The 12872-nt window shown below is 62.7% G+C and carries 13 protein-coding genes; 6 read left to right on the top strand and 7 right to left on the bottom strand.

What is annotated here, in order from left to right; translation table 11 throughout:
• The first annotated feature begins 402 nt into the window (after positions 1-402).
• Together flhA and ACSQ84_RS30400 are read left to right on the top strand one after the other, a co-directional pair.
• Positions 403-2535 carry a flagellar biosynthesis protein FlhA gene (flhA, locus tag ACSQ84_RS30405; protein ID WP_436215422.1) on the top strand — a complete coding sequence of 711 codons (2133 nt, stop codon included), beginning with the start codon at positions 403-405 and terminating at the stop codon, positions 2533-2535.
• 318 nt (positions 2536-2853) lie between these two features.
• Positions 2854-3060, top strand: coding sequence for a hypothetical protein (locus ACSQ84_RS30400; protein ID WP_436215421.1), 207 nt, complete (start codon positions 2854-2856; stop codon positions 3058-3060).
• A 359-nt stretch (positions 3061-3419) separates the two neighbouring features.
• Here ACSQ84_RS30400 and ACSQ84_RS30395 read toward each other — a convergent pair whose 3' ends face one another.
• From ACSQ84_RS30395 to fliI, 4 genes are all read right to left on the bottom strand, one after another.
• A complete protein-coding gene (locus tag ACSQ84_RS30395) occupies positions 3420-4376 on the bottom strand; it encodes an anti-sigma factor (RefSeq protein ID WP_436215420.1) in 957 nt (318 codons plus the stop codon).
• A 37-nt stretch (positions 4377-4413) separates the two neighbouring features.
• Positions 4414-4959 (bottom strand): sigma-70 family RNA polymerase sigma factor, encoded by a 546-nt coding sequence (locus ACSQ84_RS30390; RefSeq protein WP_436215419.1) that lies wholly within the window; start codon positions 4957-4959, stop codon positions 4414-4416.
• 178 nt (positions 4960-5137) lie between these two features.
• Entirely contained in the window at positions 5138-5557 is a 420-nt protein-coding gene (gene fliJ, locus ACSQ84_RS30385) for a flagellar export protein FliJ (RefSeq protein ID WP_212210152.1), read from the bottom strand.
• Positions 5558-5665: 108 nt separating this feature from the next.
• On the bottom strand, positions 5666-6991 hold the full coding sequence (fliI, locus tag ACSQ84_RS30380; protein ID WP_436215418.1) for a flagellar protein export ATPase FliI: 1326 nt from the start codon (positions 6989-6991) through the stop codon (positions 5666-5668).
• A 366-nt stretch (positions 6992-7357) separates the two neighbouring features.
• Between fliI and ctrA the strand changes: the two genes are divergently transcribed.
• The 4 genes from ctrA (at position 7358) to ACSQ84_RS30360 (ending at position 10244) form a co-directional block, all read left to right on the top strand.
• On the top strand, positions 7358-8059 hold the full coding sequence (gene ctrA, locus ACSQ84_RS30375; RefSeq protein ID WP_007600544.1) for a response regulator transcription factor CtrA: 702 nt from the start codon (positions 7358-7360) through the stop codon (positions 8057-8059).
• 195 nt (positions 8060-8254) lie between these two features.
• The gene (locus tag ACSQ84_RS30370; RefSeq protein ID WP_436215417.1) at positions 8255-8659 is read left to right on the top strand and encodes a DUF350 domain-containing protein; all 405 of its coding nucleotides are present in this window, start codon (positions 8255-8257) and stop codon (positions 8657-8659) included.
• A 2-nt stretch (positions 8660-8661) separates the two neighbouring features.
• The gene (locus tag ACSQ84_RS30365; RefSeq protein ID WP_436215416.1) at positions 8662-9081 is read left to right on the top strand and encodes a hypothetical protein; all 420 of its coding nucleotides are present in this window, start codon (positions 8662-8664) and stop codon (positions 9079-9081) included.
• A gap of 5 nt (positions 9082-9086) precedes the next feature.
• Entirely contained in the window at positions 9087-10244 is a 1158-nt protein-coding gene (locus ACSQ84_RS30360; RefSeq protein ID WP_436215415.1) for a glutathionylspermidine synthase family protein, read from the top strand.
• Between the two features lie 22 nt (positions 10245-10266).
• Here the strand turns inward: ACSQ84_RS30360 and ACSQ84_RS30355 are convergent, their stop codons facing one another.
• From ACSQ84_RS30355 to ACSQ84_RS30345, 3 genes are all read right to left on the bottom strand, one after another.
• Positions 10267-11148 carry a CheR family methyltransferase gene (locus ACSQ84_RS30355; RefSeq protein WP_436215414.1) on the bottom strand — a complete coding sequence of 294 codons (882 nt, stop codon included), beginning with the start codon at positions 11146-11148 and terminating at the stop codon, positions 10267-10269.
• On the bottom strand, positions 11145-12323 hold the full coding sequence (locus tag ACSQ84_RS30350) for a protein-glutamate methylesterase/protein-glutamine glutaminase (RefSeq protein ID WP_436215413.1): 1179 nt from the start codon (positions 12321-12323) through the stop codon (positions 11145-11147). Before ACSQ84_RS30350 ends, ACSQ84_RS30355 begins: the two co-directional genes overlap by 4 nt.
• An 81-nt stretch (positions 12324-12404) precedes the next feature.
• Positions 12405-12770 (bottom strand): response regulator, encoded by a 366-nt coding sequence (locus ACSQ84_RS30345; RefSeq protein WP_192739881.1) that lies wholly within the window; start codon positions 12768-12770, stop codon positions 12405-12407.
• Positions 12771-12872 lie beyond the last annotated feature (102 nt).

Raw genomic sequence — 12872 nt, 5'->3', positions numbered from 1 at the left:
GTGTCGCGAGATCGCGAAGGTGTGTGTTCCGTCATTCCGGGGCGATGCGACAGCATCGAACCCGGAATCTCGAGATTCCGGGTTCACCGCTGCGCGGTGCCCCGGAATGACGGCGAAAGAACCGAGAAACCGCAGCGTACTGGATACCCGCCTGCGCGGGTATGACACGGATGTATGAGGGGCAAACCGGCGGCCAAACGACGGCCCAAATCCCGGAAATTAACACTTTGCTAACCATACACCGGGCAAAATTTGCCCAGTGAAGTCGAGTGTCGTCAGCCGCGTAGAACGGGAGGAACCCCCGTGGACGCCAGTGCGGTGCCTCACTTACGGAGCGGCGGCCCTTCGGCCGCCGCGAAGACGTCTGGCGGCCGCGGCCGGCATTCGCGAGGAGCTGCAAGCATGGTCGACGTCACGGCAGGTCAAGGCACAGGGGCGAGCGGCGGATTCCCCTCCTTAAGTGAAATCGGCAACGTCCTGCGGCGCGGCGATCTCGCGCTGGCGTTCGGCGTCCTCACCATTTTGGTGGTGCTGATCCTCCCCCTGCCCGCAATCGTGCTGGACCTGTTCCTGGCGATCTCGATCACGGTGTCGATCCTGATCCTGATGACGGCACTGTTCATCCAGGCGCCGCTGGAATTCTCGTCGTTTCCGACCGTGCTGCTGATCTCGACCATGCTGCGGCTGTCGCTCAACATGGCCTCGACCCGGCTGATCCTGAGCCACGGCCATGAGGGCACGGCGGCGGCCGGCCACGTCATCGAAGCCTTCGGCAATTTCGTGATGGGCGGTAATTTCGTGATCGGAATTATCGTGTTCGCGATCCTGGTGATCGTGAACTTCATCGTCATCACCAAGGGTTCGGGCCGCATCGCCGAAGTCGCGGCTCGCTTCCAGCTCGACTCGATGCCCGGCAAGCAGATGGCGATCGACGCTGATCTGTCCGCCGGCCTGATCGACGAAGCCAGCGCCAAGAAGCGCCGCAAGGAACTGGAAGACGAAAGCGGCTTCTTCGGCGCCATGGACGGCGCCTCAAAATTCGTGCGCGGCGACGCCATCGCCGGCCTTTTGATCGTTTTCATCAACGTCATCGGCGGCATCATCATCGGCGTCGCCCAGCAGGGCATGAGCTTTGGCGATGCCGCCCGCACCTACACCATCCTGACCGTCGGCGACGGCCTGGTCACCCAGGTGCCGGCGCTGATCGTTTCGACCGCGGCGGGCCTGCTGGTCTCCAAGGCCGGCATCACCGGTGCGGCCGACAAGGCGCTGATGAAGCAGCTCTCAGGTTATCCGCAGGCGCTCGGCATGTCGGCCGGCGTGATGCTGGTGCTGGCCTTGCTGCCGGGCATTCCGATGCTGCCGTTCCTGGCGCTCGGCGGCGGCGCCGCGGCGCTGGCCTGGAAGGCGCGCAACCGCAACCGCGTCACCCGGGCGGCCGAAGCCGCCGAGCTCGCCGCGCCCGACATTGCAGCTGCGGCCGCCAGTGCGGCGGCGGAAGAGCCGATCTCCAACTCGCTCAAGATCGACGATCTCAAGATCGAGCTTGGCTATGCGCTGCTGCCGCTGGTCAACGGCCCCGACGGCACCGACCGCCTCACCGAGCAGATCAAGGCGCTGCGCCGTTCGCTCGCGGTCGAAATGGGCTTTGTGATGCCGGCGGTGCGCATCCTCGACAACGTCCAGCTCGAGGCCAACACCTACATCATCAAGATCAAGGAAGTCGACGCCGGCACCGGCAAGATCTGGCCGAACCAGTTCATGGTCATGGACCCCGCCGGCAACCAGGTCGGCGTGCCCGGCATCCACACCATCGAGCCGACGTTTGGTTTGCCCGCGACCTGGGTCGACGCCAGCCTGAAGGAAGAGGCGTCGCTCAAGGGCTATACCGTCGTCGACGCCGCCACCGTGCTGTCGACGCACCTGACCGAGCTGTTGAAGAGCAACATGTCGGACCTGCTGTCCTATGGCGAGGTGCAGAAGCTGATCAAGGACCTGCCGAAGGAACAGGGCGAACTGGTCAAGGACATCGTGCCGAGCCAGGTCACCATGTCGGGTATCCAGCGCGTGCTGCAATTGCTGCTGGCGGAGCGGATCTCGATCCGCGACCTCTCGACCATCCTGGAGGGCATTGCCGATGCGCTGGCGTTCTCGCGCAACCCCGCCACCATGGTCGAGCACGTCCGCGCCCGGCTGGCGCGGCAGATCTGCGCCCAGAACACCTCCTACAACGGCTATCTGCCGCTGATCGCGCTGTCGGCGCGGTGGGAGCAGGCGTTCGCGGAATCCATCGTCGGCAGCGGCGAAGACCGCAGCCTGGCGATGCAGCCGTCAAAACTGTCGGAGTTCATGACCGCGGTGCGCGTTAGCTTCGAGCGCGCCGCCCAGGAGGGCGAGGCGCCGGTGCTGGTGACGTCGGCGGCGATCCGCCCGTTCGTGCGCTCGCTGGTGGAGCGGTTCCGCGCCCAGACCACCGTGCTGTCGCAGGCTGAAATCCACCCGCGCGCCCGGCTGAAAACGGTCGGCAGCGTCTAGTTCCGGCGCAAAAATCAGCAGGGGCGCGGCGAGGCATTTTCGCCACAGGCAAACGGTTTGTTAAAATCGGGCTGCCCCAGGCCGCTTTGCCACAAAAGCGGAAATGTCGAGTTAATAAGTTGAAATAATTCAGTAATTATCGATTTCTGACCATCGTCACGGACCCTCGCATCGCGGCCTTTCACGTCTTTTCACTGGCTTGTGATCGCATCTGTGGAACGAAACAGCTAATTCCTACGTTTGCTGTGCCGAGACGTTGAACCTGTGTCCGGATGATCCCGACGAATTGACACAGGGGAAGGCGGGCAGGAGTCTTCGATGAACCACTCGATTTACAGCGCGGATCGCATGACCCATCTCAAGATCGTGGTCGTTGCACTGGTTGTGGGTATCCTGGTCGCCGGCTTCGGCATCTCGGCGCGCACCAGTTCCGATGAAGGTTACCAGCAGACCGCGAGCACCAAGGTGATGAAGGCCGGCAAGCCGGTCGTGGTCACGAGTTCAGGCAACAGCGTCGTACGCTGACAGGTCGCACGCAAACAAAGGAATTCACGAATTCACGCGGCACTTAACAGCCCCCCAAAAGTCGCCACGTGGATAAATAGAAGACCCCAACTACCCCCAAGTTGACTAACGAAAGCGCCCGCTCCCCACGGGCGTTTTCTTTTTGTGGGGTGAGGCACGTTGGGCCTATTGCGCCATCGCCGTGACACCCACAAACCTCATCCTGAGGAGCCCGTCTTCGCCCGCTGGGCTTCGCCGGGCACGCTTTGCCGTTTTGGTAAGTGGCTGCGCCACGCGTAGCCCGAAGGGCAAAGCGTGGTTCGAGACGCGCGAAGACGCGCTCCTCACCATGAGGCGCCCTTCTGAGTAGGACGCAGGCGTTAACGAGCGGCCGGCACCGTCTCGATCAGCTTGCCGGCGAACACCGGCGGCAAGTTCGGCTTGCCGTCACGCGATCCGCCGGCCTGCTCGACCGTCACCGCATAGGTCGCGGTGTTGATCGTGGCGGCGTCGTAGGACGCCAGCACGTTGCGCGCGGTGAACTCGGCGCCGCCGATCACGCCCAGCGAGCGCGGCTGCGGCAGCTTGTCGGAGACCAGCCAGAGCTCAAAACTCTTGCCGGCTTCCGCATCGGCGTTAACTTTGCGGACCGTGAAATTCCTGGTCGCGCCGTCGACCGTGAGGATGAACGCCGGCGCGCCGCCGTTCCGCTGCAAGATCGCAACGTATTGCGCCGACGGCGGCGCCGGCAGTGGCGGCGTCTTGACCTCGACCACCTGCGTGCGCACCTTGGGACGAAGGGCGTTCGGCAACAGATCCGGCGAATAGACCTGCATCGCCAGCATCGCGATCAGCGCCGCGGCGGCAGCGGTGGCGAACGAGGCCACATTGCGCCAGCGCCGTGCCCGGCCCGACAACTGGATGACGTTGGAATTGTCGACGCTGGAGTTGGCGGTGCTGGAGTTGGCGGCGCTGGAGTTGGCGATGTTGGAATTGTCGTTGGCCGAGCTGTCGGTGGCAGAACTGTCAGCGGCCGGAGCCTGTTCGGCAGTTGCGGGCGCAACCCGCGGAGCGGTTGCTGCTTCCGGCAGCGCCAGCGGCGCCTGCGGTCCGGAATGGCCGACCGCGCGCTGAATGTTCTCCCATACGATCGGCCGCGGCTCGACCGAGCCGACCATCTGGTTGAGGACGCCGAGCCGGTATTCCCAGGCATGGACGATGGCGGTGTATTCCGCGTCGACGGCCATCATGGTCTCGACCTGCGCGCGCTCGTCGGCATCGAGGGTGCCGAGCGCATATTCCGCGGCGAGCGCGATATGGTCTTCGCTATAGGCCATCATCCAACGTCCAAGACACCTTCCAAGAACTCACAATTCAAAGCCCGAGACACTCCCGGATATCCATCATGCTGCGACGCAGCCACGTCTTCACCGTATTCACCGGCGTCTCGAATTTGGCGGCCAGTTGCTCGCGGCTCCAGCCATTGTAATAGGCCAGTAGCACCAGTTTCTGCCGATCCGGCTCGAGACGGCCGACGCACTCCAGGAGCCGTTTCAACTCCTCCGTCATCTCGCGCCGCGCCAGCGGATCGGGTGAATCGGCCGCCACTTCCATCGCCGTCGGCTCCTCCTCGATCGACACCTCGCTCTTCTTGCGCACGACGTCGATCGCCCGGTTGCGCGCGATCGACGCCATCCACGTGATCGGCGACGCAAGTGCCGGATTGAACTGTCCGGCGCTGTTCCAGATCTTGACGTAGGTCTCCTGAATGACCTCCTCGGCGAGATCCTGTCGGCGCAAGATACGCAGCACGACACCGAAGAGTTTCGCGCGCGTGGCGGCGTAAAGCCGCTCAAAAGCGGCTTCATCCCCCTTCGCCACAGCGGCAATCAGCCAAACCAGCTCGGCTGGCGTCAGCATTCAGCGTCCCCCAAATCGCGATCCCCCATCGCGCTTTACGCCGGAAGGTATCGAGAACCCCTCCTAGCATACCTTGCAGCAAATCAGCCACCAAGACGCCTGACTGTGGACATTATCAAAGAAAAACCCGGACCTTGCGGCCCGGGTTATCGACGATCGGATTAAAGGAGGTAGAGCGTCAGGCGATGGCGCCGAGGCGGGCGCGCATCAGGCCGATGGAATCCATGTCGGCTTGCTCCCGGGCGTTCTCCTCGGCGCGTTCGCGCGCCTGGTCACGCTCGTCCAGCAGCTCGACCTTCTTGAGCTCCTCGAAGGCTTCGCCGAGCAGGCTCTTGGCGTCTTCGAGCTGGATGCGCAGTTCGTCGGCCGAACGGGTCAGGTTCTCGCGCCGCTGGATCGCCGCCTTGGCATAGGTCGGGTAGGCGAAGTGCGTGGGATCGTTGATCCCGGCCCGATCCTGCTCGGTTTGGATTTCACGCTCAAGATCGACCGACATACGCTGGAAATCAGCGATCATGCCTTCGATCTGGGTAACCCTTCGGCGCTTTTCATCGACCTGAAACTTCTTCAGGCGGATCAGCGTTTCACGTGACTTCATCGACTCATACTCCCCAGAAGTCCCAATCTGAAAGCGGGACAAAGCCGGCTTCCCCCGGGGGCCCCGCCAGCAAGACTTTTCGTGTGCGGGGATGATGGCCTGACAAAGTTAGCGTTCCGTTTCCAAATTAGTCAGGATCTGCGCCAATTGCTGGTAGCCATCGGCAAGGCTCGCTTTTTCCCCCTTGCCCTGGCGCAGGAACCCTTCCAGCGGCTCATGCAGCCGGATCGCCTCGTCGACCTCCGGGCTCGACCCCGCCCGGTACGCGCCGAGCCGGATCAACTCCTCCATATCGGCGTAGGTCGCCATCACCTGACGGCCCCGCATAATCACCGGCAGAAAGGCCGGATCGGCCGATTTCGGCATGGTGCGGGAGACCGATTTGAGGATGTTGATCGCAGGAAAGCGCCCGCGCTCGGCAATCGATCGCTGCATCACGACGTGGCCGTCGAGGATGCCGCGCACCGCGTCCGCAATTGGCTCGTTATGATCGTCGCCATCGACCAGAACGGTGAAAATGCCGGTGATGGTGCCGGCGCTGATGCCCGGCCCTGCCCGCTCCAGAAGCTTCGGCAATTCGGTGAACACCGTCGGCGTATAGCCCTTGGCGGTCGGCGGCTCGCCCGCCGACAGCCCGATCTCGCGCTGCGCCATCGCAAAGCGCGTCACGGAATCCATCAGGCACAGCACGTCCTTGGCCTCATCGCGAAAATATTCTGATATCGCGAGCGTCAGATAGGCGGCTTGCCGGCGCATCAGGGCCGGCTCGTCGGAGGTCGCCACCACCACGACCGAGCGCGCCAGACCTTCATCTCCGAGGTCGTCCTGCAGGAATTCCTGCACCTCGCGGCCGCGTTCTCCGATCAGCCCGATGACCGTAATATCTGCGTCGACATTACGCGCCAGCATCGACAGCAGCACCGATTTGCCGACGCCGGAGCCGGCGAAGATGCCGAGCCGCTGGCCGCGGCAGCAGGTCAGGAAGGTATTCAAGGCGCGCACGCCAAGATCGAGCGGCGCCCCGACCCGCTGGCGCGAATGTGCCGGCGGCGGCGCGTTCCGATACGGCGTCGGCGACGGGCCTTGCGTGAGCGGCCCCTTGCCGTCGATCGGCTCCCCCATCGCATTGAGCACGCGCCCGAGCCAGGAAGGCGACGGCCGCACCTGCCCCGCGGCATTGGCGATCACGGCGCGGCAGCCACGCCTGACGCCGTCGAGGCCGGCGAACGGCATCACCACCGCATTGTTGCCGGAGAAGCCGATCACCTCGGCGGGGATGAAGCGATTGCCGCCGGTCTCGATCACGATCCGGGCGCCGACCGACATCGCATGGATCGGCCCCGCGATCTCGACCATCAGTCCGCGCACGCCGACGACACGGCCATATATATTGACGCCGTCGACGTCGCCGATCTGTTCCGCGAGCGCCTTCATTGCGAAAACCTTAAGTTTTCACGCTTTTGAAGGGGGCGCTTAACCTCGTGTTTACCCGCATCGTTAATCATTGCGTCACTGTCTTTGGTGACTGAGAGCGCTCGCCCATCAGAAGAAGGATGAGTCGCGGGAGTCGGTTAGGCCCGTCTCTTAAAGTGGAACTTGAACGAGCACGGTAAGGAAAAGCTGCTTCGACGCAATATCTTAGGGCGATTCGATAAAAATTGCACGGTTAGAGCTTGCGAACACGAATCAGTATTTGTTAACCATGTCTCTGTCAGGATCCGAATCAGTTGTTCAAAGGCGTTTTGAGTGCCGCAAGTGCGGCCGACCTGACGCCCGGAGCGGCGACTATAGGGGACTGGCATGCGCGTTTTGCTGATAGAAGATGACAGCGCCGTCGCGCAGTCGATCGAGCTGATGCTCAAATCCGAGAGTTTCAACGTCTATACGACGGATCTCGGAGAAGAAGGCGTCGATCTCGGTAAGCTTTACGATTACGACATTATCCTTCTCGACCTCAACCTGCCCGACATGTCCGGCTACGACGTGCTCAAGCAGCTTCGGGTGTCGAAGATCAAGACCCCCATTCTGATCCTCTCCGGCCTCGCCGGCATCGAGGACAAGGTCAAGGGCCTCGGCGTTGGCGCCGACGACTACATGACCAAGCCCTTCCACAAGGACGAACTGGTCGCCCGCATCCACGCGATCGTGCGCCGCTCCAAGGGCCACGCCCAGTCGGTGATCCAGACTGGCGATCTCGTGGTCAATCTCGACACCAAGACGGTCGAGGTCGGTGGCCAGCGTGTCCACCTGACCGGCAAGGAATATCAGATGCTGGAGCTGCTCTCGCTCCGCAAGGGAACCACCCTCACCAAGGAAATGTTCCTCAACCACCTCTATGGCGGCATGGACGAGCCCGAGCTGAAGATCATCGACGTCTTCATCTGCAAGCTGCGCAAGAAGCTGGCGAACGCTTCCGAAGGCCGCAATTTCATCGAGACCGTGTGGGGCCGCGGCTACGTGCTGCGCGAGCCGCACGAAGTCGAAGAGCGCATTCCCGCCTGACCAGGGTTTACGGCGAGCTGCAAGGCTCACTCCTCCCGACTGGACCCCGCCGCGAATGGCGGGGTTTTTGTTTGGGAAGCTTTTGTTTGGGCAGATTCGCTTGGGCAGATTTGTTGGGGATTGAACCGACCTCGCCGATGCGCCGACCAATAGGTCGTGCAAACGTGGGGACCGGCCGGGGTCGGGGCGTCATCAATGATCTTGCAATCGCTCGCCGGGCTACCGGCGTTTCTGGTCTATTTCTGTACGGCGCTGGTCGCCGTCGTCGCCTACCTCTTCGTCTATACCCGCGTCACGCCACATGACGAATTCCTGCTGATCCGCGACAACAATCCGGCAGCGGCGATCGCCTTGGGCCTGAGCCTGGTCGGTTTCGCGCTGCCTTTGGTCAGCGCCATAGCTCATTCCGCCAATGTCTGGGATTGCCTGATCTGGGCCATTGTCGCGCTGATCGTGCAGATCATCGTCTTCTTTATCGTCAAGATACCGGTGCCGAATTTGTCGCAGCGGATTGCGGGCGGCGAACTCGCCGCCGCGATCTGGCTCGGACTTGCCTCGCTGGCTGCGGGCGCGCTCAACGCTGCAAGCATGATCTACTGACCATGGCGGACAAGCCCCCCAAACCCAGCAGCGAGTTCGGCACGCGCAAACCATCTGTGCCGCCCGTGACGCAACCGCCGGGCCAGCCGACAAAGCGTTCCGGCCACGTCGCGCTGTTTCTGATGGGCACGCTTGCGGTCGGCGCCGCCGCCTACACGCTGATGCCGCGCAACAAATGCGAGCAGCCGCCAAACACGGCGCAGCCGTCGCTCCTGCAAAACAACCCCGAATGCCAGCCCCGCGGATCTTCATCCAGCAGCTCCGGCGGCTCCGGTGGTGGATCGTCCTCGCGGAGCAGTTACTACTCCGGCGGTTCCTCCTCGAGCCCGTCGGCCTCCGGCCCGTCCGATTCCGGATCCAGTCATGTCGTGCGCAGCGGCTTCGGTTCGTTCGGGCACGCCGTCGGTTTCTCTGGCGGCTGAATGCCATGCAGCGCATCCCCTGCCCCGAACGCGACGACTGGCGTGCCACCGCCGAAAGCGTCGGATTCACCTTTCACACGATCGGCGGCGAACGCTATTGGGACGAACGGGCCTATTACGCGTTCACGCTGAACGAGATCGAACGGCGGATCGAAGCGCCCACCGGCGAGATCGAGGCGATGTGCCTCGAGGTGGTCGGCCGCGCGATCAATGATGAAAAATATCTGCGCCGGTTGAAAATACCCGAAGCCTTCTGGCCACTGCTGTCGGAGAGTTGGCGCCGCCGCGACGCTAGCCTCTATGGCCGGCTGGACCTGAGCTACGACGGCTGGAGCCCGGCAAAACTTCTGGAGTACAACGCGGATACCCCGACCTCGATTTTCGAAGCGGCGGTGTTCCAGTGGACCTGGCTTGAACAGGCGATGGAACGCAACATCATCCCGAAGCGCGCCGACCAGTTCAACTCGATCCATGAACGCCTGATCGACGCCTGGAAAAAACACGGCAGCGCCAAGCACCTGCATCTGACCGGGATGACCGATAATGCCGAGGACGCCGGCACATTGGCCTATCTGCAGGACACCGCTGTTCAGGCCGGATTGAAGACCACGCTGATGGACATCAAGGACGTCGGACTGGGGGGCGATGGCCGCTTCGTCGATCTCGACGAACGCGCAATTGAGCTTGCCTTCAAGCTCTACCCCTGGGAATGGATGTTCCAAGACGCGTTCGGCGTGAAGTTGTCGAGCGCGCCGACGCGCTGGATCGAGCCGCCGTGGAAAGCGATCCTCTCCAACAAGGGTGTCCTACCGCTGCTCTGGGAGATGTTTCCGAAACACCCCAATTTGCTGCCGGCCTACTTCGAGGACGACCCGAAGGCGGCAATGCTCGGCTCCTCGTTCGTGCGCAAGCCGCTTTATTCGCGCGAAGGGGCAAATGTCACGCTCGTCAGCGCCGGCTCCACGCTGATGGAACAGCAGGGCCCGTATGGGGCGGAAGGATTCATCCTGCAGGCTTTCGCGTCGCTGCCGAGCTTTTCCGACCAATACGCGGTGCTTGGAAGCTGGCTGGTCGATCACACACCGTGCGGACTGTCGGTCCGCGAGGACGAAAATCCGATCACCGGCAACACGTCACGGTTCGTGCCGCACGCGATTCTGTAAACGCCACCGACTGACCGATAGATCAGCGCGCCGAAGCAACCGACCTCGGCGGCTGTGGCACCAGAGTCGCGACTCCGGGGCGCACAACAGCGGGTGCGGCATTCGGACGATAGAGCCCGCGCCGATCCGGATAGGGCTTGAAGGCGTTGGTGATTCCGACCACGGATTCGGCAGCCCCCAGCGCCAGAACGCCATCGGGTTCGAGCATGCGCGAGATGCGCTCGAAGATTTTGGCCTTGGTGTCCTGGTCGAAGTAGATCAGGACGTTGCGGCAGAAGATCACGTCGAACGTGCCGAGATGAGAAAAATCCTGCAGCAGGTTCAGCTGACGGTGCTGCACCATGCTGCGGATGTCGGCGTTGAGCTGCCACAGCTCGCCGTTCTGCGTGAAATACTTCACCAGCATCTGGATCGGCAGGCCGCGCTGCACCTCGAACTGGCTGAAGATGCCGGCCTTGGATTTTTCCAGCACGGCCAGCGAAAGGTCGGTCGCAACGATCTCGGTGCGCCAGCCCGCCAGCATGGAGCCGGCTTCCTTCAGGCACATCGCAATCGAATACGGCTCTTGCCCGGTGGAGGAAGCCGCGCACCAGATGCGCAGGGAACGACGCGCCGCGCGCGCCTGCAGCAGCGCCGGGAGGACCGCATCCTTCAGATGATCGAACGGAAGCTTGTCGCGAAAGAAGAACGTCTCGTTGGTGGTCATCGCTTCGACCACCTCCGCGGTCAGCGCGTCGGCGCCGAACTTTATCTTCTGAACGAGTTCGGGAATCCCGGCAAGGCTCGCCTTGCGCGCCAGCGGCACTAGACGGCTCTCGACCAGATATTGCTTGTCCGCGGACAGGTCCAGTCCGGAACGCTCTTTCAGAAGCTTACGCAGATACTCATAGTCCTGGGGTGTCACGAACGATCTCCCGAAAATAACCGAACCAGTTTCGGCGCGATCTGATTGAGCGGCAATATCGCGGCGCAAATGCCGGCATTCGCCGCCGCACCCGGCATACCCCACACCACACTCGTCGCCTCGTCCTGGGCGATCACGCTGCCCCCGGCCGCGACAATATCCTTGCCGCCGCGCATGCCGTCGGAGCCCATGCCAGTCAGGATCACGGACATGATGCCGCCCTGCCAGACCTCGATCGCGGAGGTGAACAACGGATCCACCGCAGGCTTGCAGAAATTCACCGGCGGGCCGTCGTCGAGCGCGATCGCTACGTCAGCGCCATGGCGCACGACCCGCATATGGCGGCCGCCCGGAGCAAGATAGATCCGGCCGGCCTTGACGATCTCGCCATCGACGGCCTCATGCGCGGGTCGTCGGCTCGAACGCGCCAGATGCTCGGCCAGAATCGTGGTGAAGGTCGGCGGCATGTGCTGTGTGATCAAAACCGGAAAGCGATCGATCACGGGCCCGATTTCGGTGACCAGCGACATCAATGCTTGCGGACCACCGGTCGACGAACCGATCAGGAGCACGCGCGGCGCCAGCGTGCTGAACGGACGGCGTGTCAGTTGCGATTGCGCTACCGGCGCCGGCGACGCCATCGGCGCCCGGGCGGAGGCTTCACGCGGCCGCTCGTGGACCGGCGTCGGAGCCGGGCCCACATGCGCGGGCGCGGTGCGGCGGACCTTGGCGCCGAGGTGACGGATCTTCTGAATCAGATCGTGGCGAAAGGTTTCGGCTGCGGAAGCCTCGCGCGTGCTTTCGGGCTTTGGAATGTAGTCGGAGGCGCCAAGCGACAGCGCCTTGAAGCTGATTTCCGCATTACGGCGGGTCAGCGTCGAGGCCATGATGATGATGAGATCGCGCTTCTTCGCCAGCAGTTTCGGCAGCGCGGAAATGCCGTCGAGCTCCGGCATTTCGATATCGAGCACGGCGACGTCGGGGTTGATGCGTTCGAGCTGGTTGACGGCATCGAGGCCGGTGCGCAAGGAGGCCGCGACCTCCATGTCCGGCTCGGCTCCGATCCAGCGCGAAATCATCCCGCGGATGACGACGCTGTCGTCGACCACCATGACGCGCAGCTTGTCCTGCCGGGTCGAAGTCGGGGCCGGGGCACTTGTCAACGCAATACTCATTACTTCACCAGGAACGACTCGAACGGCACATTTAGCAAGATAACGCCGAAGGCCGATGAGCCGCCGGATCGGCCAGACAGATCAGATCAATCCGACTTCCTGGAACTTGGCGGTGACGATGTCCTTGTCGAACGGCTTCATGATGTACTCGTTGGCACCGGCATGCAGCGCGCGCGCGATATGCGCGACATCGTTTTCGGTGGTGCAGAACACCACCTTGGGCGCATCGCCGCCGGGCATGCGGCGCAGATTGCCGAGGAATTCATAACCGTCCATCACGGGCATGTTCCAGTCGAGCAGGACCGCCTCGGGCATGGCGCGCTTGCAGGCGTCGAGCGCTTTCGCGCCGTCCTCAGCTTCGATGATCTGGAAATCAAGACCTTCCAGGATACGGCGTGCGACCTTTCGAATGACGCTGGAGTCATCGACGACGAGACATGTTCTCATTTTCGGCCTCTGCTTCCTAACATTCCCAAGGGGACGTTTCCAGTTTAGTTCCTAGCTGCGCTTTTTCGCTTTGCTTCTGCTTGTCATGCCGCCATCAGATCC

This window comes from Bradyrhizobium sp. LjRoot220, assembly GCF_964252915.1.
Taxonomy (GTDB): Bacteria; Pseudomonadota; Alphaproteobacteria; order Rhizobiales; family Xanthobacteraceae; genus Bradyrhizobium.
Note: the sequence above shows the minus strand (reverse complement) of the source record. Positions and strands in the feature narration are given on the sequence as shown.

Excerpts from the sequence above, each read along its gene's own strand:
- flhA (WP_436215422.1), top strand. The coding sequence starts at position 403 with ATGGTCGACGTCACGGCAGGTCAAGGCACAGGGGCGAGCGGCGGATTC.
- ACSQ84_RS30400 (WP_436215421.1), top strand. The coding sequence starts at position 2,854 with ATGAACCACTCGATTTACAGCGCGGATCGCATGACCCATCTCAAGATC.
- ACSQ84_RS30395 (WP_436215420.1), bottom strand. The coding sequence starts at position 4,376 with ATGGCCTATAGCGAAGACCATATCGCGCTCGCCGCGGAATATGCGCTC.
- ACSQ84_RS30390 (WP_436215419.1), bottom strand. The coding sequence starts at position 4,959 with ATGCTGACGCCAGCCGAGCTGGTTTGGCTGATTGCCGCTGTGGCGAAG.
- fliJ (WP_212210152.1), bottom strand. The coding sequence starts at position 5,557 with ATGAAGTCACGTGAAACGCTGATCCGCCTGAAGAAGTTTCAGGTCGAT.
- fliI (WP_436215418.1), bottom strand. The coding sequence starts at position 6,991 with ATGAAGGCGCTCGCGGAACAGATCGGCGACGTCGACGGCGTCAATATA.
- ctrA (WP_007600544.1), top strand. The coding sequence starts at position 7,358 with ATGCGCGTTTTGCTGATAGAAGATGACAGCGCCGTCGCGCAGTCGATC.
- ACSQ84_RS30370 (WP_436215417.1), top strand. The coding sequence starts at position 8,255 with ATGATCTTGCAATCGCTCGCCGGGCTACCGGCGTTTCTGGTCTATTTC.
- ACSQ84_RS30365 (WP_436215416.1), top strand. The coding sequence starts at position 8,662 with ATGGCGGACAAGCCCCCCAAACCCAGCAGCGAGTTCGGCACGCGCAAA.
- ACSQ84_RS30360 (WP_436215415.1), top strand. The coding sequence starts at position 9,087 with ATGCAGCGCATCCCCTGCCCCGAACGCGACGACTGGCGTGCCACCGCC.
- ACSQ84_RS30350 (WP_436215413.1), bottom strand. The coding sequence starts at position 12,323 with ATGAGTATTGCGTTGACAAGTGCCCCGGCCCCGACTTCGACCCGGCAG.
- ACSQ84_RS30345 (WP_192739881.1), bottom strand. The coding sequence starts at position 12,770 with ATGAGAACATGTCTCGTCGTCGATGACTCCAGCGTCATTCGAAAGGTC.